Origin of the sequence: Rhodanobacter denitrificans (genome assembly GCF_003335105.1) — a bacterium.
Classification (GTDB): Bacteria; Pseudomonadota; Gammaproteobacteria; order Xanthomonadales; family Rhodanobacteraceae; genus Rhodanobacter; species Rhodanobacter denitrificans_A.
In genome coordinates this window covers 293,975-312,814 of sequence record NZ_QFWQ01000004.1, presented here as the reverse complement: position 1 = coordinate 312,814, position 18,840 = coordinate 293,975, and the positions used below count along the sequence as shown (strand labels likewise).

The 18,840-nt window shown below is 62.7% G+C and carries 15 protein-coding genes; 13 read left to right on the top strand and 2 right to left on the bottom strand.

The genetic code is table 11. From position 1 onward, the window contains the following. Positions 1–691 (top strand): SIS domain-containing protein (locus DEO45_RS07235; protein WP_114341835.1); only part of this gene is annotated, 691 nt, incomplete at its 5' end. Positions 692–826: 135 nt separating this feature from the next. Here DEO45_RS07235 and galE read toward each other — a convergent pair. Continuing rightward, positions 827–1,831, bottom strand: a complete 1,005-nt coding sequence (gene galE / locus DEO45_RS07230; protein ID WP_114341832.1) for a UDP-glucose 4-epimerase GalE — start codon at positions 1,829–1,831, stop codon at positions 827–829. 12 nt (positions 1,832–1,843) lie between these two features. Then, on the bottom strand, positions 1,844–3,076 hold the full coding sequence (locus DEO45_RS07225) for an alkaline phosphatase family protein (RefSeq protein ID WP_223250811.1): 1,233 nt from the start codon (positions 3,074–3,076) through the stop codon (positions 1,844–1,846). 516 nt (positions 3,077–3,592) lie between these two features. On the opposite strand from DEO45_RS07225, the gene DEO45_RS07220 reads away from it, so the two are divergent. From DEO45_RS07220 to asnB, 12 genes are all read left to right on the top strand, one after another. After that, a complete protein-coding gene (locus tag DEO45_RS07220) occupies positions 3,593–4,027 on the top strand; it encodes a low molecular weight protein-tyrosine-phosphatase (protein WP_114341830.1) in 435 nt (144 codons plus the stop codon). A gap of 33 nt (positions 4,028–4,060) precedes the next feature. Beyond that, positions 4,061–6,259, top strand: a complete 2,199-nt coding sequence (locus tag DEO45_RS07215) for a polysaccharide biosynthesis tyrosine autokinase (RefSeq protein WP_114341828.1) — start codon at positions 4,061–4,063, stop codon at positions 6,257–6,259. Then, positions 6,240–7,412 (top strand): Gfo/Idh/MocA family protein, encoded by a 1,173-nt coding sequence (locus tag DEO45_RS07210; RefSeq protein ID WP_317616008.1) that lies wholly within the window; start codon positions 6,240–6,242, stop codon positions 7,410–7,412. The genes DEO45_RS07215 and DEO45_RS07210 overlap by 20 nt, the downstream gene beginning before the upstream one ends. Positions 7,413–7,424: 12 nt before the next feature. Next, positions 7,425–8,012, top strand: coding sequence for an acyltransferase (locus DEO45_RS07205; RefSeq protein ID WP_114341826.1), 588 nt, complete (start codon positions 7,425–7,427; stop codon positions 8,010–8,012). Beyond that, complete coding sequence (locus DEO45_RS07200; RefSeq protein WP_114341824.1) at positions 8,009–9,103, top strand: DegT/DnrJ/EryC1/StrS family aminotransferase; 1,095 nt, start codon at positions 8,009–8,011, stop codon at positions 9,101–9,103. Before DEO45_RS07205 ends, DEO45_RS07200 begins: the two co-directional genes overlap by 4 nt. 22 nt (positions 9,104–9,125) lie before the next feature. Continuing rightward, positions 9,126–10,232: a hypothetical protein gene (locus tag DEO45_RS07195; protein ID WP_114341822.1), complete on the top strand. Its 1,107-nt coding sequence runs from the start codon at positions 9,126–9,128 to the stop codon at positions 10,230–10,232. Further along, positions 10,229–11,473, top strand: coding sequence for a glycosyltransferase (locus DEO45_RS07190; protein ID WP_114341820.1), 1,245 nt, complete (start codon positions 10,229–10,231; stop codon positions 11,471–11,473). Before DEO45_RS07195 ends, DEO45_RS07190 begins: the two co-directional genes overlap by 4 nt. A gap of 96 nt (positions 11,474–11,569) precedes the next feature. Next, positions 11,570–13,009, top strand: a complete 1,440-nt coding sequence (locus DEO45_RS07185) for a lipopolysaccharide biosynthesis protein (protein WP_223250810.1) — start codon at positions 11,570–11,572, stop codon at positions 13,007–13,009. Positions 13,010–13,167: 158 nt separating this feature from the next. Then, positions 13,168–14,445, top strand: coding sequence for a glycosyl transferase (locus DEO45_RS07180; RefSeq protein WP_114341817.1), 1,278 nt, complete (start codon positions 13,168–13,170; stop codon positions 14,443–14,445). Continuing rightward, positions 14,442–15,761, top strand: a complete 1,320-nt coding sequence (locus DEO45_RS07175) for a hypothetical protein (RefSeq protein WP_114341815.1) — start codon at positions 14,442–14,444, stop codon at positions 15,759–15,761. The genes DEO45_RS07180 and DEO45_RS07175 overlap by 4 nt, the downstream gene beginning before the upstream one ends. Next, positions 15,758–16,846, top strand: coding sequence for a glycosyltransferase family 4 protein (locus tag DEO45_RS07170; protein WP_114341812.1), 1,089 nt, complete (start codon positions 15,758–15,760; stop codon positions 16,844–16,846). Before DEO45_RS07175 ends, DEO45_RS07170 begins: the two co-directional genes overlap by 4 nt. Further along, the gene (gene asnB, locus DEO45_RS07165; RefSeq protein ID WP_114341810.1) at positions 16,846–18,813 is read left to right on the top strand and encodes an asparagine synthase (glutamine-hydrolyzing); all 1,968 of its coding nucleotides are present in this window, start codon (positions 16,846–16,848) and stop codon (positions 18,811–18,813) included. The genes DEO45_RS07170 and asnB overlap by 1 nt, the downstream gene beginning before the upstream one ends. Positions 18,814–18,840 lie beyond the last annotated feature (27 nt).

The following is an 18,840-nucleotide window of genomic DNA, read 5'->3' as shown; positions in this document are numbered from 1 at the left end:
GGTGGTGCGCGAGGCGGACCTGAAGCTGATGACCCGCGCCGGTCCGGAGATCGGCGTGGCCTCGACCAAGGCCTTCACCACCCAGCTGGCCGGCCTGGCCCTGCTCACGCTGGAGCTGGCCCGCCGCCACGGGCTCGACGACCAGCGCTACGCGGCGCTGTGCGCCGAGCTGCAGCACCTGCCGCGCGCGGTCGAGAACGCGCTGCAGCTGGAGCCGGCGATCATTGCGCTGGCGGGCGACTTCATCCACCGCCAGCACGCGCTGTTCCTCGGCCGCGGCGTGCAGTATCCGGTGGCGCTGGAAGGCGCGCTCAAGCTCAAGGAGATTTCCTACATCCACGCCGAGGCGTATGCCGCCGGCGAGCTCAAGCACGGTCCGCTGGCGCTGGTCGACGAGAACATGCCGGTGATCGCGGTGGCGCCGAACGGCCCGCTGCTGGACAAGCTGAAGTCCAACCTGCAGGAAGTGCGCGCCCGCGGCGGCCGCCTGATCGTGTTCGCCGACGGCGCCGCCGGCATGGACGACATGGCCGGCCACGGCGCCATGCTGCGCGTCGAATCCGGTGGATCCTTCATCGCCCCGGCCGTGTTCACCGTGCCGCTGCAGCTGCTCGCCTACCACGTCGCCGTGCTGCGCGGCACCGACGTCGACCAGCCGCGCAACCTCGCGAAATCGGTCACCGTCGAATAGGGCGATGACGGGCCAATGGCCGCTTTCCCGCCCTGCCGGGGCGGGCATGGCGCTCGCCATGACGAGGCGCCGCGACACAGCGCCATGAACGCACGCCGGACGGTATCCGGCATGCCATCCCGGCTGCTACGGAATTCATGCCCCTGAAGTCTGCGGCGCCGACTTCCGCGCGAGCTCCCGTTCCCACAGCAGTGCCGTGCGAACGATGAAATCCAGGTCGTCGTACTGCGGCCGCCAATCCAGGCGTTGCTTGAGGCGCTCGCTGCGCGCAATCAGCATCGGCGTATCGCCGGCCCGACGCGGCAACTCGACCACCGTCAGGGGATGGCCGTCGACGCGCTGCACGGCGTCGATGACTTCGCGCACGCTGTAGCCATGGCCGTAGCCACAGTTGAGGGTCAGCGATTCGCCACCGTCACGCAAATGATCGAGTGCGCGCAGATGGGCGGCAGCGAGATCTTCGACGTGGATATAGTCGCGGATACCGGTGCCGTCAGGAGTCGCATAGTCGGTACCGAAGATGGCAAGGCTCGCGCGCTTGCCGACGGCGTGCTCGCAGGCGACCTTGATCAGCAGCGTCGAATGAGGGGTGGAATGGCCGATGCGGCCTGTCGGATCGCAGCCGGCGACGTTGAAATAGCGGAGGGTCACATGCCGCATCGCTCCGGTGGCGCAGAAATCCTGCAGCATGGTCTCGGACATCAGTTTCGAGGCGCCGTACGGGTTGATCGGCTGCGTCGGCGTATCCTCGTCGGCGATGCCGCTCCCGGTCACGCCGTAGACCGCCGCGGTGGAGGAAAAGATGAATTGCCCCACGCCGGCCGCCGCGCAACAGGCGAGCAGACCATGCGTGTTGCAGGTGTTGTTGCCGTAGTACTTGAGGGGGTCGCTTACCGATTCGGGCACCTCGGTATGCGCGGCAAAATGCAGCACCGTATCGACGTGATGTTCTTCCAGCACGCGGGTTACCAGCGCGCGATCGCCGACATCTCCGACTACCAGGTCGGCACCGCGTACCGCGTCGCGGAAACCGGTGCTCAGATTGTCGACGACGACAACGCGCTCACCACGGGCGGCCAGTTGCTGGACAACGTGACTGCCGATGTAACCGGCACCACCAGTGACGAGAATGCTGTTCATGGCTAAGCTCCTTCACAGATTGTGCGGCATGCCATGCCGCCCGGAAGCTACTGCGTGTCGTACTGGCGCGTTGGCTGCAGTTTCCGGTGGTGCGGTAAAGATGTCGTCACCGAACGCGCGTAATGACGACGACGCGGCATAGCCGAGGTGCGTTACACCGAAAATGTCTTCCATCGTGCGCAACAGGCTGTAGTGGTTGTAAGGCGTTGCCGATACCGTACCCGGCTTGATGAATGGCGAAAGCAGCACGGCGCCGATCCGACCGCCACCGGGACCGAATATGCCCGGCGGAGGACCATTCGGCAGCCCCTGTTCACCGCAACACGCCGCAGCGTCGACGCCCTCGTCGAATATCACCACCAGCAGGCCATCCCGGCGAAACGCCGGTGCAGCAAGGATGCGCGGCACCCACTGGCGCAGAAACGTGTCGGCGGAAATCAGCCCTCCCGGCTCCCCGTTCCTGCACGGCGCGTCATGGCCGTCATGGCACCTGTTCGGCGTGATGAAGATGAAGTTCGACGTGGTTTCGACGTGTCGCAGATCCTGCCTCAGATGACCGAGGTCGACGACATGCTGCGCGCAGCGCGTCGGGTTGTCGATGATCGAATGAAAATAGACAAACGGGTTGTGCCAAGCGGCGTACTGGTCCCTGGCACTGGTCTCCTGGGTGTGCTCTTCCACACCGATCGCGACATGTCCGCAGGTCGCGGATTCCCCTGCGGCATCCGCTCCCATGTCTTCCATATAGCCCTTCCAGCTGAGGCCGGCCGCTTCGAGCTGGTCGGCCAATGTCCTGACCCTGGCCGGGTAGATGCAACCTTCGCCGAGCATCTGTCCATTGGCGTCCAGCTCGGGGGAAGTACGCTCGAACTCGTCATAAATTTTGCAATCGCTCTGCGTGGCGGCGTTCGGCGCCTGCCCGCTGATCATCGCGATGTAGTTGCCCAGGCTATCGTGGCCAATGCTGTAATACTGCGACAACAACGCGCCAAGTTTCGGCAGCCGATACGCCAGATATGGCGCCTGCGAATGATCGCCGAAGGTGACCTCATACGGTTCGTTCTCCAGCACGATCACAAAGACATGGTGAACTGGCGCTGCTGCTGGCGCAGCCAATGCAGCAGGATTCTTCGCGCATGCCATCAGCAACAGTAACAGTACCGCTGCCACACCGTGACGCGGCACCACCGACGATACGGCTCGTTCCATGCAGATGTCGGGGGGAGCGGCTGGTGGTGTTGTCATCAATGCTCCGGAATGCGCGACTCATCGCAATCACCGAGACGCGCCCATCGATTGGCCGGCCCTGCATGCCAACCCGACCATGGGCACGAACTCAGGCAATACCCGCCCATCTTCTCCACAGCAAGGACAAGTTCGCGTGAAAACCGAGTCTGCCTTGCCGCATGAGACCATGCGTTCACCTGTTGTTGATTGCATGCTCCGTAATAATTGGGGGAGGTCATTTCGCTGCCGTTCATTGTTGGCCAATTCGACCATGCAATGATCGACGACCGTGTTTCACTGCCTCGTTGTCAGTCATCAAATAAACCAGAGCAGCCAGGTGCTTTTCCATAACGGCAAATAGCTGCGGTTATTGTCTGCCCGCCAATATCCTTCATTACAATTTACGCACCTTATTAAACTGCAGGCTTCAGAGGGTTCCCCGCGGCGTTTCAAGTATGGACAAATACCTTAACCGCCATCGCGAGCGTCGTTGATCGGCATTGCTCGGTTTGAACACGGGAGTATGTCGATACAGTGTTTAAACGGATACTGATCGTCTGCCTGGGCAATATCTGCCGCAGCCCAACGGCCGAATACCTGTTTCGACAGCGTATGGAGTCGCGTGACATCGAGTTCTGCAGTGCGGGGCTCGGCGCGCTTGCTGGCAGCCCCATGGATGCAACTGCGCTGCAATTACTCGCCGAAAGCGGCATCGACGGCGCGATGCATCGCGCTCGTCAACTGACGCCCTCCATGCTGCGCGAAGCCGACTTGGTACTGGGCATGGAAAGGAATCATATCGTCACAATGATTCAACTCGTACCGGAAGCTCGCGGCAAAGTTTACCTGCTCGACAAATGGTTGCATGGAAGCGATATTCCCGACCCTTATCATCAACAGCGTGCAGCATTCGAGCACGTTCACGAGATAATCACGCGCAGTGTCTGTAGCTGGCAGCCTTATCTGTGATTCCATCTCCCATGCCGTGAGTTGACCGTTCCTATGACCGCCACTCAAGATCCTGCGCCGCGCGATGATGAAATAGACCTGAGCGAATTGCTCGGCACACTCAGCGACAACAAGTGGTTGATTGGCACCATCACCGGCATCTTTGTCGCACTGAGCATCGCCTATGCGCTGCTGACCACGCCGATCTATCAAGCCACCTCGATGGTGCAGGTGGAACAGAAGGTGCCAAACCTGCCGGGTCTGAGCGCACTGACCGAGACCTTGAGCGCCTCCAATCCCGAAGCAACGACGGAAACCGCACTGATCACCTCGCGCATGGTGATCGGCGCGGCGGTCGATGAGCTCAATCTCACGATTGAAAGCAGCCCGCGACGCCTGCCCGTGTTGGGCAATTTCATCGCCCGGCACTATGCGTCATCAAACCCCGGCGCGGTCTCCCCCCCCATGTTCGGCCTGATTGGCTATGACTGGGGTGGTGCGAAGCTGAGCATCTTTCAGCTGGACGTACCAGCCAACCTGCTGGATCGACCGCTGAGGCTGGTTGCCGGCAAGGGCGGCGCTTATGTCCTGGTGGATGACGACGACAATGTCCTGGTCGTCGGCAAGGCGGGGGAAGCCGCCAGCGGTCACGGCGTGACCATTCAGGTCCGGACGCTGATCGCAAATCCGGGCACGCAGTTCCGCGTCTTCCGCCATCGCCGGCTGACCGTGATCAACGGACTTCAGAAAGCCATCAATGTCACCGAACAGGGCAAGGAATCCGGCATCCTCGAGATGACCTATGACAACCCTGATCCGGAGCGGGCCACCAATGTGCTGCAGCAGGTCGGCGAACTCTATGTGCGGCAGGACGTGGATCGCAATTCAGCGGAAGCAGCCAACAGCTTGAAGTTTGTCAGGGAGCAGCTTCCCAACGTGCGCCGCGACCTGGAAAAAGCCACGGCAGCGCTCAACGCCTATCAGATCCGGGCACATTCGGTTGATATCAGCATGCAGACGCAGGGCCTGCTGGATCAGGAAGTTTCCATCCAGACCAATATCCAGCAGTTGCGCCTGCAGCAGGCGGACATGCAGCGTCAATACACGCCCGAACATCCTGCCTACAAGGCTTTGATGCAGCAGATAGGCCAGCTGGAGGGACAAAAGAATGCGATCGACAAGAAAGTGGGCAACCTGCCGGACACCCAGCAGCAGCTGTTGAAACTGACTCGCGATGTGCAGGTGAGCAACGACACCTACACCGGGCTGCTCAACCAGGCTCAGCAGCTCGACATAGCCCGTGCCGGCACCGTGGGCAATGTACGCATCATCGACCGGGCTGCGGTGGACGTCACGCGACCGGTATGGCCGAGAAAGCTCATCGTGGTGCTCGGCGGCGCGCTCCTGGGCTGTTTCGTGGCTCTTGTATACGTCTTCATCCGCCAGATGCTCAACCGCGGCATCGAAGACCCGGCGGTCATCGAAAAGCTCGGCCTGCCCGTATACGCCACCATTCCGGCCAGCCTGCGGGAACAGGCGCTGCGCGACAAACGTTTCCACAGGGACAGCAAACACCGCCTGCTGGTCATGGATGCGCCCGCGGATCTGGCGACTGAAGCCTTGCGAAGTTTGCGCACCAGCCTGCATTTCGCTCGCCTGGAAGCAAAAAACAATGTGCTCGTGATCTCCGGTTCCAGCCCCGATGTCGGCAAGACCTTCGTCTCCGCCAACCTCGCCGCGGTGGTTGCCCAAAGCAATCAGCGGGTCCTGCTGATCGACGGAGACATGCGCATGGGCTCGCTGCACAAGGTCGTGGGCGGCAAGCCCGAAGTGGGCCTTTCCGAGTTGATTTCGGGCCAGACCGACCTGATTGCGGCGACCCGTCTGGTCGGCCCGCTGGAAAACCTGCACTTCATCGCGCGCGGCAAGATACCGCCGAACCCCTCCGAGTTGCTGATGAACTCCCGCTTCTCCGCGCTGCTCGATCATCTGAAGCAGGCGTTCGACCTGATCATCATCGACACACCACCCATCCTGGCGGTGACCGACGCCGCCATCATTGGCCATCATGCGGGTACCACCCTGCTGGTGGTGCGTTTCGGGGTCAATCAGGTTCGTGAGGTCGCCCTGGCCAGGCAACGTTTCGAGCAGAACGGCGTCCCGATCAAGGGTGCCATCTTCAATGCCGTGGAAAAGCGCAGCAGCGGCTACTACAGCTACGCCTACTACGACGTTGGCAAGGCATCCCGATGAAAAGGGGACCGGATCCAGGATGACGAGGGAACGGATTCCGGCGCGATTCACCTCGCGCGACTTACAAGAATGCATGGGTCGCGCGCATCAGGAGAGCGAAGGGCGCCGGCAGCTGCAGCGGCTGCAGATCGGTCAACCACGGCATCCACTACACGAATATCGCGCGAAGTCGCGCAAGACCCGGATCAGCTCCATGCCTACCTCGAAGAACTTCGCTCTCATCGGCGCCGCCGGCTACATTGCCCCCCGCCACATGCAGGCCATCAGGGCCACCGGCAACCAGCTGCTGGCTGCCTTCGATCCGAATGATTCGGTCGGCATCATCGACAGCCACTTCCCCAACGCCGACTTCTTCACGGAGTTCGAGCGCTTCGATCGTCATGTCGACCTGCGTCGTCGCGCCGGGAACGGTGGCCAGATCGATTACGTTTCGATCTGTTCGCCCAACTACCTGCATGATTCGCACACGCGTTTTGCCCTCCGCTCCGGTGCCCATGCCATTTGCGAAAAGCCGCTGGTGCTCAATCCGTGGAACATCGACGGGCTGCTGGAAATCGAGCGCGAGACCGGCAAGCGCATCAATACCATTCTGCAACTGCGACTTCACCCTGCGATCGTCGCCTTGCGCGACAGGGTGCGCAACGGTCCGCGCGAGCACAAGCACGAGGTGGATCTTGCCTACGTCACCGCGCGCGGCCACTGGTATCTGCAGAGCTGGAAGGGCGATCCGAAAAAATCCGGCGGCATCGCCACCAATATCGGCGTGCACTTCTTCGACATGCTGCATTACATCTTCGGCGCGCTGCAGATCAACGTGGTGCATCTGGCCACCGAAACGAAGGCGGCCGGCTACCTGGAATACGAAAACGCCCGCGTGCGCTGGTTCCTGTCGGTGGATGTCGAGGACGTGCCCGCCGCGCAACGCGAAAGCGGCCAGCGGACCTACCGTTCGATCACCGTGGACGGCGAGGAAATCGAATTTTCCGGCGGCTTCACCGACCTGCACAACCGCAGCTACGAGGAAATTCTCGGCGGCCGTGGCTTCAGCCTCGAGGAAAACCGCACGGCCATCACCACCGTGGCGGCGATTCGCACGGGCAAGGTGACCCCTTCCCAGGGTGACGGTCACCCATTCCTGAAACATCAGGCCTGAAGAGTGAGCAGCATGGACTATTACCAGCACCCCTCGGCGATCGTCGATGAAGGCGCCCGCATCGGCGCCGGCTCCCGCGTGTGGCACTTCGTGCATGTCAGCGGCGGTGCCCGCATCGGCAAGGATGTCTCGCTCGGTCAGAACGTGTTCGTCGGCAACAAGGTGGTCATCGGAGACCGTTGCAAGATCCAGAACAACGTGTCGGTGTATGACAACGTGACGCTTGAGGAAGGCGTCTTCTGCGGCCCGAGCATGGTATTCACCAACGTCTACAACCCGCGCTCGCTGATCGATCGCAAGGCCGAATACCGCGACACCCTGGTCGGTAGGGGAGCCACCCTCGGCGCGAACTGCACCGTCATCTGTGGTGTCACCGTCGGCGAGTTCGCTTTCGTCGGTGCCGGCGCGGTAGTGAACCGGGACGTGCCGGCCTATGCCCTGATGGTGGGCGTGCCGGCACAACAAATCGGCTGGATGAGCGAATTCGGCGAGCGACTGGACTTGCCGCTTGAAGGACATGCCGAGGACGTCTGTGTCCATACCGGCGCGCGTTACGTGCTGAGTGGCCGCAAGCTGCACCGGCAGGAGGCCGAAGGATGATCGACTTCATCGACCTCAAGGCCCAGCAGGCCCGCATCCGGGACCGCATCGACGCCGGCATTGCCCGCGTGCTGGCGCATGGCCAGTACATACTCGGCCCGGAGGTCACCGAGCTGGAAGCGCAACTGGCCGCCTACACGGGCGCGACCTACTGCATTTCGGTGGCCAATGGCACCGATGCCCTGCAGATCGCCCAGATGGCCCTCGGCGTGGGGCCGGGTGACGAGGTGATCACGCCGGGGTTCACCCATATTTCCACCGCCGAATCGGTGGCCGTGCTGGGTGCCACGCCGGTGTACGTGGACATCGATCCGCATACCTACAATCTCGATGCCGGCCTGCTGGAGGCGGCCATCACGCCGCGCACCAGGGCGATCATCCCGGTGTCTCTGTACGGCCAATGCGCCGATTTCGACGCCATCAACGCCATCGCGGAGAAGTACCGCATTCCGGTCATCGAGGATGCGGCACAAAGCCTCGGCGCCAGCTACAAGGGCCGCAAAAGCGGCAACCTCAGCACCCTCGCATGCACCAGTTTTTTCCCCAGCAAACCGCTGGGCTGCTACGGCGACGGCGGGGCGATCTTCACCCATGATGCCGACCTGGCCAGGATCGCGCGCCAGATCGCCCGGCACGGACAGGATCGCCGCTATCACCACATCCGCATCGGAGTGAACAGCCGCCTCGACACCCTGCAAGCGGCGATCCTGCTGCCCAAGCTCGATATTCTCGATGACGAAATGGCATTGCGCCAACAGGTGGCTCAGGCCTACGGCCGGCTGCTCGCCGGAATCGAGGGTGTGACCGTACCCGTGGTCGAACCGCACAACACCAGCGCATGGGCCCAGTACACCGTGCAGGTGCGCGATCGGGAGACCGTGCGAGCCCGCCTGAAGGAGGCCGGGGTCCCTACCGCCGTGCACTACCCGATTCCCCTCAACAAGCAGCCGGCCCTCATCGACCGGAACGCGCGCCTGACGGTGGGCGATCAGGCCGCCGAGCAGGTCATGAGCCTGCCGATGTCACCCTATCTCGAGGCGAGTCAGCAGGATTTCATCGCTGCCTCGCTGGCCGCGAGCATTTCCCGCTGAAGATGTCGCCAGACTCGCCCGCATGAAGAAAATCATCTTTGGAAGATGCTATTCATTTTCCGGCGAAGCAAGCCATCAGGCATTGCTCGCCGAATGCCTGGCGCTGTATCCGGACGCCGGGGATGTCGACCCGCAGGTCGCGATACGCATCACGCAGAAGATTTCAATGCGCACGCCTTCCTCCGTCAATCCCAGGGCGCACGGGAAATTCCTGCACGGCATGCTGACGTCGTTTCCCGCCGTGGATGTCTACTGGGGCTGGTCCGCTGCCGGATGCCTGGATATCGAAGTAGCGCAGAAGGCGCGTCACGGCATCAAACAGAAAATCCGGAAACTGCTGTCGATGGAATACTCGAGCGATGTCGAGTCGTTCGAGCAGATACTGCACGAATTCGTGCTGGTGCCCTCGGCGTATTTTTTCAGGGACGTTGCGTTGATACATGCGTCCTGCGTAACGGTGGATGGCAACGCATGCCTGCTGGCGGGAACGGGCGGCGCGGGCAAATCGGCGGCCATGCTGGCACTGCGGCAAAACGAAAGGATCGGCTTCGTCAGCGATGACATCACCATCGTGTCTGCCGCGACTTCCCACGTTCACGCCAACATGGCATGGCCGAAGATCTACGGCTACAACTGCACCGGAAATGCGCTGAAAGGCGAAATACTCGCGGGGCGGGGGTGGATCGACAAGGCCCACTTCAGCATCAAGAACTGGTTGAATTCCGCCGGCGTGCGCAGAAAGATCCGCCCGGACCGCCTCTATCATCACGTCGAATCGGCATCGGCTCCCCTGTCCCGCCTGTACTACGCGGTCCGGGAAGACGTTCCCGACATCCGCGTATCCCCTCTTGGCGTGACCAACGCGGTCGAAATGACGATAGCCGTCATCACTGCGGAATACAGCATCTTTCACGACCATCTCCACTGGGAACAGTACAACGCATTGGCAACCGCCCAGACGGCCATGCTGACGATGGATGAAGTGATTGAGAACTGGAGACTCGTTCTGTCGCAGTGTCTTGCCGGCGTCGGCTGCTTCAAGGTCAGCATTCCTTTCGACGTGGATCAAGTCGTCTACCGCAATAGCATGGTCGACACCCTCCTCGCCGGGGCGGTCGCGCAGCCGTGAGAATCGCCATTCTCACCAACGCCTATCCCTACTACCCCGGCGAGCAGTTCATCGAGGACGAGATCGTCTATTGGGCGAACAATCCCCTTGCCAAGGTGACCTTGTTGCCTGCCGTGGCGGCCGGTGAACCCCGTCCCATACCTGAAGGCATATCGCTCAATCTGGACATGGCAGGCGACACCAGGGCCGAGCGGCTCTGGTTTACCTTGCTGGCGATGTTTTCCGCGATATTCCGCCACGAACTGGGCCAGCTGCGGCAATCGCGGAAAATGGGCGTTCGCACCGTCCTGCGCGCGCTGCTGCATACGTCCAAGGTTCTCGGACAGGCGAGACGCCTGGAGCGATATGCCCAGGCCAATGGCCGGATCGACGTGGCGTACTGCTACTGGAACGAAACGCAGTCCTATGCCGCCGTGCTGGCCAAGGCCAGGGGATCCGTGCGCAAGGTCGTCTCCAGGGCACATGGATTTGACCTGTACGAGATGCGCCGGGAGCTTGGATACATGCCGCTCAAGCGGCAGTTCATCCGTGCCTACGACAGGATATATGCGCTGTCCCGGCAGGGCCGGACCTACCTGGAAGAGACGTATGGCGCGCCCCCCGACAAGGTGGGCATCAGCCCCCTGGGCGTGCCGCTGACAGGCACTCTGTCGCGGCCGAGCCCCGCCGGCTCCCTGCACGTCGTATCGGTTTCCTTCTGTCTGCCGGTGAAACGCCTGGACCGGATCATCGAGGCGCTGAACCTGTTTGCCCATCAACACGAGCAGCTGGAAATCCGATGGACCCATATCGGCGGCGGCCCACTCCTCGACGAGATCAGGAGGCTTGCCGGTGCGCGGCTGACCGACATCGACGGCGTGTCCTTTGAATTCCTGGGCGAGATGCCCAACCACGCCATCAAGAAGTATTACCTGGATACGCCTGTCGACGTATTCATCAATACCAGCGAATCGGAAGGCGTGCCGGTTTCCATCATGGAGGCCATGAGCGCAGGCGTACCCGCACTGGCGCCCGATGTGGGCGGCGTTTCGAGCCTGGTCTCCGACGAATGCGGCGTCTTGCTGAGCCAGTGCCCGGGCATCCAGGAAATTGCCGATGCCATCGGCAGGGTTGCGCTTGAAGACGGGCGGGACGCCTTGCGCACGAATGCGCGAAAGGTGATCGAGGCACGTTTCAGTTCCGCCAGGAATTATGCGGATTTCGTTTCGGACGTGCTGGCCATCGAATCGACCCCGGGATAAATCGGACCGCCGCATTTCGGCGGCCAGGTCAACCGGGCCCAGGACACACGCGGGCGAGGACGCTCGCCACACAGATCAGGAGTGGAAGGTCGGCTGGTGAACATAAAAACCATTCTGGCATTTGCCGTTGGCCCCATCGCCACTGCCGGTCTCGGCCTGCTGACGGTGCCTGCGATCGCCTGGATATTTCCACCAGCCGACGTAGGTCGCCTGAACATCGTTCAGATCGCGGTGTCGTTCGGCGTCTTGCTGTTCAACCTCGGTCTCGACCGCGCCTACGTGCGGGAGTACCACGAGTGGTCGGACCGCGGAGCATTGCTGAAAGCCTGCTTTGCACCCGGATTCGCGTTGATGCTGCTGGTGATGCTGGTCACCCTGCCGTTCGACCAGCTTATCGCGACGTGGCTGTTTGGCCTTGGGCATGTTGTTTATTACTGGATCCTGGTCGCCTGCGTGATCGTCAGCTTCATCTCACGATTCCTTTCGCTTATTTTGCGCATGCAGGACCGTGGCCTCGCGTTCTCCATGAGCCAGATCCTGCCCAAGATCATTCTCCTGCTGGCGGTGGCGGCGCTGGCCCTCCCGGTCTTCTCCAGATCGTTCGGCCAGCTGGAACTGGCCTACCTCGCTTCGTTGCTGTCGGTATTGTTCGTCTACAGCTTGAATACCTGGCGCGAATGGAGCCCTGCCCTGCGGGCCTCCGTTTCACGCCCGCAAGTCCGCTCGCTGCTTGGCTACGGCGTGCCGCTGATCTTTGCCGGCGTGGCCTTCTGGGGGCTCGATGCCACCAGCACGCTTACCCTGCGCTCGCTGTCCACCCTTCCCGAACTGGCGGTCTATTCGGTGTCGATGAGCTTTGCCGGCGTGGGCGTCGTCTTCCAGACGATCTTCACCGTGTTGTGGGCTCCCCTCGTCTACAAATGGGTGGCCCGTGGCGTGGACATGCGGCGGGTCGACCACATTGCCCAGCAGGCGCTGGCCGTGGTCTGTGCCATCTGGGTGGTGAGCGGAATTTTTTCGTGGCTGGCCGACTTTGTCCTGCCCGCCCGCTACGTCCAGGTGAAGTACCTCATGCTGTGCTGCATCGGAGAGCCGCTGCTGTACACCCTTTCCGAAGTGACCTGCGTGGGTATCGGCATCACGCGTCGATCCATGCTGTCGCTGTGGTCCACCATCGCCGCCCTGGTCGCCAATGTCGCCATCAGCGTATGGCTGGTACCCGGATACGGCGCGGCGGGAGCCGTCGTTGCCAACGCCATCGCGTTTCTCGTTTTCTTCGTGGCGAGGACCGAGGCATCCGCATACGTCTGGCGCCCCTTTCCCCGCGCACGACTCTATGTGTTCGTCACTGCGGCGGTGGGCCTTTCCATCGCCACGCTGGTACTCGGACCGCATTCCCCCGTTCATTACAGTCTTGTCTGGCTGGCCCTGCTGCCTGTGGTCGCCTGGGTCTTCCGCACCGAATGGGGCGCCATGTACAGGTCGCTGCACGCTTCCATCCAGTCGACCCGTTGGTATCCGGAACCGGAGCCATAGCCGTCTCCCACATGCCCGCAAGGATCGGCATGAACGGACCGCGGACAACCCCATGCCGGAAGCATCGAAATTCACGAAATGCTGCTCACGGATACGGTATTGCTTGATTTCATTGCCACGTTTGATGGCGACGCTGCAGACAGATTGAGGATTCGTCGGTGAAAAAAATCAATTTGTTTGTCTTTGCGGCGCATCACCTGTCCGGCAATATCGCCGCGCAACGATTCAGGAGCCTGCTGAAGTACCTGGACCCCGCGAAATACCGCGTATTCGTCTTCGCTCGGGAACCGGCATCGGCAATGATCGAGGCTACGGCGGCACCGCACTCGGACATCACCGTCTTTCCGCTGCCAGGGCGCTGCGTAGGCAGCGAATCTCCCGCGACTGCGTCGCTGCTGACCCTGGCGGCCGCTTTCCTGCGGCCATTGCCATTCCTGCTGGCCAGCGGCAACGCACGTACGCGCCCCTGGTTCATCCACGCGCTGGCCAAAGCCGAGCCGCTGTGTTCGGAGAAGCTGGTGGCGGGCGAGCGTTGCGTGGCGATCGGGACATATTCGCCGGTCGACGCCCTTGTCGCCGCGGCGGCGCTGGCCAGCAAACACCGCATGGGCTGCCTGCAGGACTTCCGGGACGGGCTTGTTTTCGAACCGCTTGGCAAACCCGGCTGGCTGCGGAAATGGATGCGCAAGCTGATCGAGGGACGCGTGGTGGCCGCCAGCAGCCTGATCACGTCCGTAAGCGGCCCCCTCGTCGACGATTTTCAACGACGTTATCCGGGCAAGGCCGCGGCGATCCTGCCCAACGGCTATGATCCGGCCGACTTCGCCTTGCTCGACAACGATTTCGAAGGCAGCACCCGCGCCGCTGCCATTCTTGCCCGGCAGGTTCCGGCCGACGCGCTGCTGATAGGGCATTTCGGGCGCATCGGCGCCAGTGACGGATCGGCATCGAAGAGCCTCGATTACCTTGTCGACGCGCTGAACGAGTCCGCCGAAACGGGCGCGAACAGGCACCTGATGTTTGTCGGCGAGCTGACGGAGGTTGAAAAGGCCTCGCTCCAGCGCGCCCGCTTTTCCGTCAGCGTACTCGGCCCGGTCGAACGTACGTTGGCGCTGCAGCTCATGAAACGTTGCGACAAGTTGCTGCTGCTGACCGGCTCGCGAGCCAGCTGCGCCACGGGAAAGCTGTTCGAATACCTTGCCGCCGGCGCAGACATCGTGTGCATCTCGGGGGTACGCAACGAAGCCACCGCCATCCTTGCCCGGACCGGAGCCGGGCAAACCATTCTGACAAGCGCGGAAGCATCAGGAAGCGACGCGTTGCGAATCGCCCTCTCGCCCTCGAGCACCGATGCGCGCCAGGGCATAGCCGCCTATAGCAGAGTGGCCCAGGCGGGCATGCTCGATCGCTGGATCTCGAACATGGTGCAGCCATGAGTTCCGGCAACGATTCACTGCCGATGACGCCGACGCCCGCACTGCTACCGCCAGCGTCGCTGTCATTCACGGGCAGGTACCGGCTCACCGTGCGCCACATGTTTCTGGGAGTGGCCTTTGCGCTGCTCCTGTTGACGGTGGTCGTGCCCAACTCGCTGGCCGTCCCCACCGCAGCGATCATGGGGCTGGCTTTCCTGCTGGCATTGCCGGGGCTGCGCATCGGCCCCGGCTTCAGGATGCTGCTGGCGCTATACGGCTGCACGGTGATCGTGACCCTCATCTACATGGCCGTGGGCGGCATGCACGATGCGCCACTGGTGGCCCTGGCCCAGGTAGCCGCGATCTACATCCTTTCGCCCCTGCTGTGGACGATCATCGCCGAAGGCCTGCTGCGACAGCTGGGAACCGACCGGCTGATCGACTGGCTCGCCCTGCTCAGCCTGCTGTGTGCGGTCAGCGTCGCCCTGTTCTTCTACCTGTACCTCAGGCATGGCGCCGCGGCTGTCTCGTTCTTCTTCGAAGGCGCAAACGTAAATCTCAATGAAGGGTTTGCCGGCGCCACCATGCACGTCTATGGCTCGCTGATCTTCCTGTGCGGCGGCTTCTTCAGTTCGCCCGAACTTATCAGGAACCGGCTGGTGCGGCTTTCGCTGCTGGCGATGCTGCTGGTCTGCGCGCTGACCTCCGGCCGTACGGCGCTGATCCTGGCGGTGCCGCTCGGCTGGTTCCTTGGGTTGCTGCTGAGCTCACGCACCACCGGTCGCCCGAAAAAATCGCCGATCTTCCGCATCATCCACTACGTCCTGCCGATGCTGATCGCGGTGATAACGGCGCTTGCTCTGCTGCAGGCCTACACGCAAATCAACCTGTCGACGGTGCTCGATGCCGTCACGACCAAACTTGCCTCGGGCGGCGGCAGTGCACGGGTGCAGATGGGCCACTCGCTGTACGCCGGCATTCTTGCCAACGATGGACTTGGCTCCGGCCACGGCGTCGGCGTGGACTTCATCAGTGACACGGTTCATCCCTGGCGCTATGAGCTGGTATGGCTGGCCACGCTCTATCGGGTCGGGATTTTCGGCACGTTGATCTACGCATTGCCTTTTCTGCTCTATATCGTCGCAGTGCTCCGGCTGGCCTATGCCCGTTGCCTGCCGCCCCGGCACAAGTTCATGTTCTGCGGCTTCGTCTGCGCCTTCCTCGGCACCAATACGAACCCTTACATCGAAGCCTTCGTTTTCCAGTGGATGTACGTCATCCCGTTGGTGGCGCTGTCCATCGAGTATCCGATGGCTTTGAGGAAGAGGAAGGGATGAAGCGTCTCAAGGTTCTGCTGTTCTCCAAATATTCGCGACGGGGGCCCAGTTCGCGTTTGCGCAGCCTGCAGTACCTCGCTCCGCTGCGGGATCACGGAATCGACGTGCAGGTGCACGCGCTGTTCCCGGATGCCTATCTCGAGGCGCTCTACGGCGGCCATCCCGGGGCCGCCAGATACCGCGCATGGGGTTATTTCAGCCGACGGCTCATGCAGCTCCTGCGGCGTGGCGAGCACGACCTCACCTGGATCGAAGGCGAACTGTTCCCCTACCTTCCATACTGGATCGAGGCGGCGCTGGCGCGGTCCCTCAGGTCGTATGTGGTCGACTACGACGATGCGCTGTTCCACAAGTACGACCAGTCTGCAAACCCGCTGGTGCGCCGCATGCTGGGCCGCAAGATCGACCGGATCATGCATGGCGCCGCCTGCGTGATTGCCGGCAACCGATACCTGGCGGCACGTGCCAGGCAAGCCGGTGCGGCACGGATCGAAATCATCCCGACGGTGGTGGACGAACAGCGCTATGCAGCAACGACGCGACGCGCAAACGACGAACCACCGGTCATCGGCTGGGTCGGCTCGCCCGCCACCGAGCACTACATGCTGGATATCCGCCAGGTGCTGGAGCAGGTCTGCGTCGAGCACCACGCGCGCCTGCTGCTGGTCGGCGCACGTACGGAGACCGCGCACCAGTTCGGCAGCATCACGCCGGAAGTGGTGGCATGGTCCGAAGCCAGCGAGGCGGCGGTGATCGCGCGTATGGACATCGGCATCATGCCGCTGCTCGACAGCCCGTGGGAGCGCGGCAAGTGCGGCTACAAGATCATCCAGTACATGGCCTGTGGCCTGCCCGTGGTCGCCTCTCCGGTCGGAGCCAATGTCGACATCGTGCATCACGGCGAGAACGGTTTTCTGGCAGCGGACGATGCAGCATGGCGGGACGCGCTGGAGCACCTGATCGCGAATCCATCCCTGCGCGCGGATATGGGCCGCGCGGGCCGCGCGCAGGTCGAAGCCGAGTACAGCCTGAAGGCGCAGGTGCCACGGCTTGCAGCCATCCTGCAACGTGCGGGGCACGTGTAATGTGTGGCATGACGGGCCTCTGGCAACGACACGGTGGCGCACGGGATACGCTGCTGGAACAGGCGCAGGCGATGTCGGCGCGGCTGACCCATCGCGGTCCCGACGACAGCGGCGTGTGGTGCGACGAGGCCGCCGGCATCGCCCTGGCGCAGCGGCGGCTGTCGATCCTCGATCTCTCTCCCGCAGGCCATCAGCCCATGCGTTCGACCGATGGGCGTTATGTGATCGTGTTCAACGGCGAGATCTACAACCATCTCGAGTTGCGCGAACGCCTGCACGCGGAGCGCACCGCGCCGGTGTGGCGCGGGCATTCCGACACCGAAACCCTGCTCGCGGGCTTCGTTGCCTGGGGCGTCGAACGGACCCTGCAGGCCAGTGTCGGCATGTTTGCGTTTGCCCTGTGGGATCGCCAGCAGCGGGCGCTCACGCTGGCGCGCGACCGGATGGGCGAAAAGCCGCTGTACTACGGCTGGCAGGGCGACACCTTGTTGTTCGGTTCTGAACTCAAGGCCTTGAAGGCGCATCCCGCTTTCCAGGCGGAGATAGATCGGGGCGCACTGGCGCTGTTGCTGCGTCACGACTGCATCCCGGCGCCCCATGCCATTTACCGCGACGTGTTCAAGCTGCGTCCCGGGCACCTTCTGCGCATTCCGGCGGATGCACCGCGGGAGGCGCAACCGGTAGCGTACTGGCGCTACAACGACGCGGTAAGCGCGGGCCTCGGCGAACCGCTCGTCGCCACCGACGCCGCCGCCACCGATGCCCTCGAGACGCAACTGGGCGCCAGCGTCGGCGCACAGATGCTCTCCGACGTGCCGCTTGGCGCGTTCCTCAGCGGCGGCATCGACAGCAGCACGATCGTCGCGCTGATGCAGGCACGCAGCGATCGGCCCATCAAGACATTCACCATCGGCTTCACCGAGACCGGTTATGACGAGGCCGCGCACGCCATGGCGGTGGCGAGGCACCTCGGTACGGAGCATACCGAGCTGTACGTGCACCCCGCGGATGCGCTGGCCGTCATTCCGCGGCTGCCAGCCATTTTTTGCGAGCCCTTTGGCGACAGTTCGCAGATCCCCACCTTCCTGATCAGCCAGCTGACCCGCCGCCAGGTGACGGTGGCGCTGAGCGGCGATGGCGGCGATGAACTGTTCGGTGGCTACAACCGCTATCTGGCGGCGCGCACCACCTGGGAGAAGGTGCAGCGTCTGCCACCGCTGGCGCGCCGTGCAGCGGCTGGCGCGCTGCGCGTCGTGACACCGACGGCGTGGGACAAGCTGTTCGATCGCATCAAGCCGGTGTTGCCGAAGCGGTGGCACCTGGCCACGCCGGGTGACAAGGCGCAGAAGCTGGCCGACGTGCTCACCCTGCCGAGTGGGCAGGCATTCTTCGTCAACCTTGCCAGCGGGTGGCAGGATCCGGCAAGCGTCGTGATCGGTGCGCAGGAACCATCGACTCTGTTGACCGACCCCGCAGCGTGGCCCGGCACTGGCAGCCTGGTGGAGTGGATGATGGCGATGGACGCGCAAACCTACCTGCCCGACGACATTCTGGTGAAGGTCGACCGTGCCGCGATGGCCAACAGCCTGGAGACCCGCGTGCCGATGCTCGACCATCGCGTGGTGGAGCTGGCCTGGCGCGTGCCGCTGCAGCAGAAGATCCGCGACGGGCAAGGAAAATGGCTGCTGCGTCAGGTGCTGTATCGGCATGTGCCCAGGAAACTGGTCGAGCGCCCCAAGATGGGTTTCGGCATTCCGCTGGACGGCTGGCTGCGCGGTCCCTTGCGCGACTGGGCAGAAACCCTGCTCGATGAGAACCGCCTGCGCCAGGAAGGTTATTTCCAGCCAGCCCCGATCCGACAGAAATGGAAGGAGCACCTGAGCGGCCGGCGCAACTGGCAGCATCAACTGTGGACGGTGTTGATGTTCCAGGCATGGCTGGAGGAAAACCGGAGGACATCGGCATGACGGCTATCGACGCCCGCGGTCATGCAC

Bases quoted from the DNA above. Each gene is read 5' to 3' on its own strand.
- DEO45_RS07195 (WP_114341822.1), top strand. From the start codon at position 9,126: ATGAAGAAAATCATCTTTGGAAGATGCTATTCATTTTCCGGCGAAGCA.
- asnB (WP_114341810.1), top strand. From the start codon at position 16,846: ATGTGTGGCATGACGGGCCTCTGGCAACGACACGGTGGCGCACGGGAT.
- DEO45_RS07175 (WP_114341815.1), top strand. From the start codon at position 14,442: ATGAGTTCCGGCAACGATTCACTGCCGATGACGCCGACGCCCGCACTG.
- DEO45_RS07215 (WP_114341828.1), top strand. From the start codon at position 4,061: ATGACCGCCACTCAAGATCCTGCGCCGCGCGATGATGAAATAGACCTG.
- galE (WP_114341832.1), bottom strand. From the start codon at position 1,831: ATGAACAGCATTCTCGTCACTGGTGGTGCCGGTTACATCGGCAGTCAC.
- DEO45_RS07170 (WP_114341812.1), top strand. From the start codon at position 15,758: ATGAAGCGTCTCAAGGTTCTGCTGTTCTCCAAATATTCGCGACGGGGG.
- DEO45_RS07225 (WP_223250811.1), bottom strand. From the start codon at position 3,076: ATGACAACACCACCAGCCGCTCCCCCCGACATCTGCATGGAACGAGCC.
- DEO45_RS07200 (WP_114341824.1), top strand. From the start codon at position 8,009: ATGATCGACTTCATCGACCTCAAGGCCCAGCAGGCCCGCATCCGGGAC.
- DEO45_RS07205 (WP_114341826.1), top strand. From the start codon at position 7,425: ATGGACTATTACCAGCACCCCTCGGCGATCGTCGATGAAGGCGCCCGC.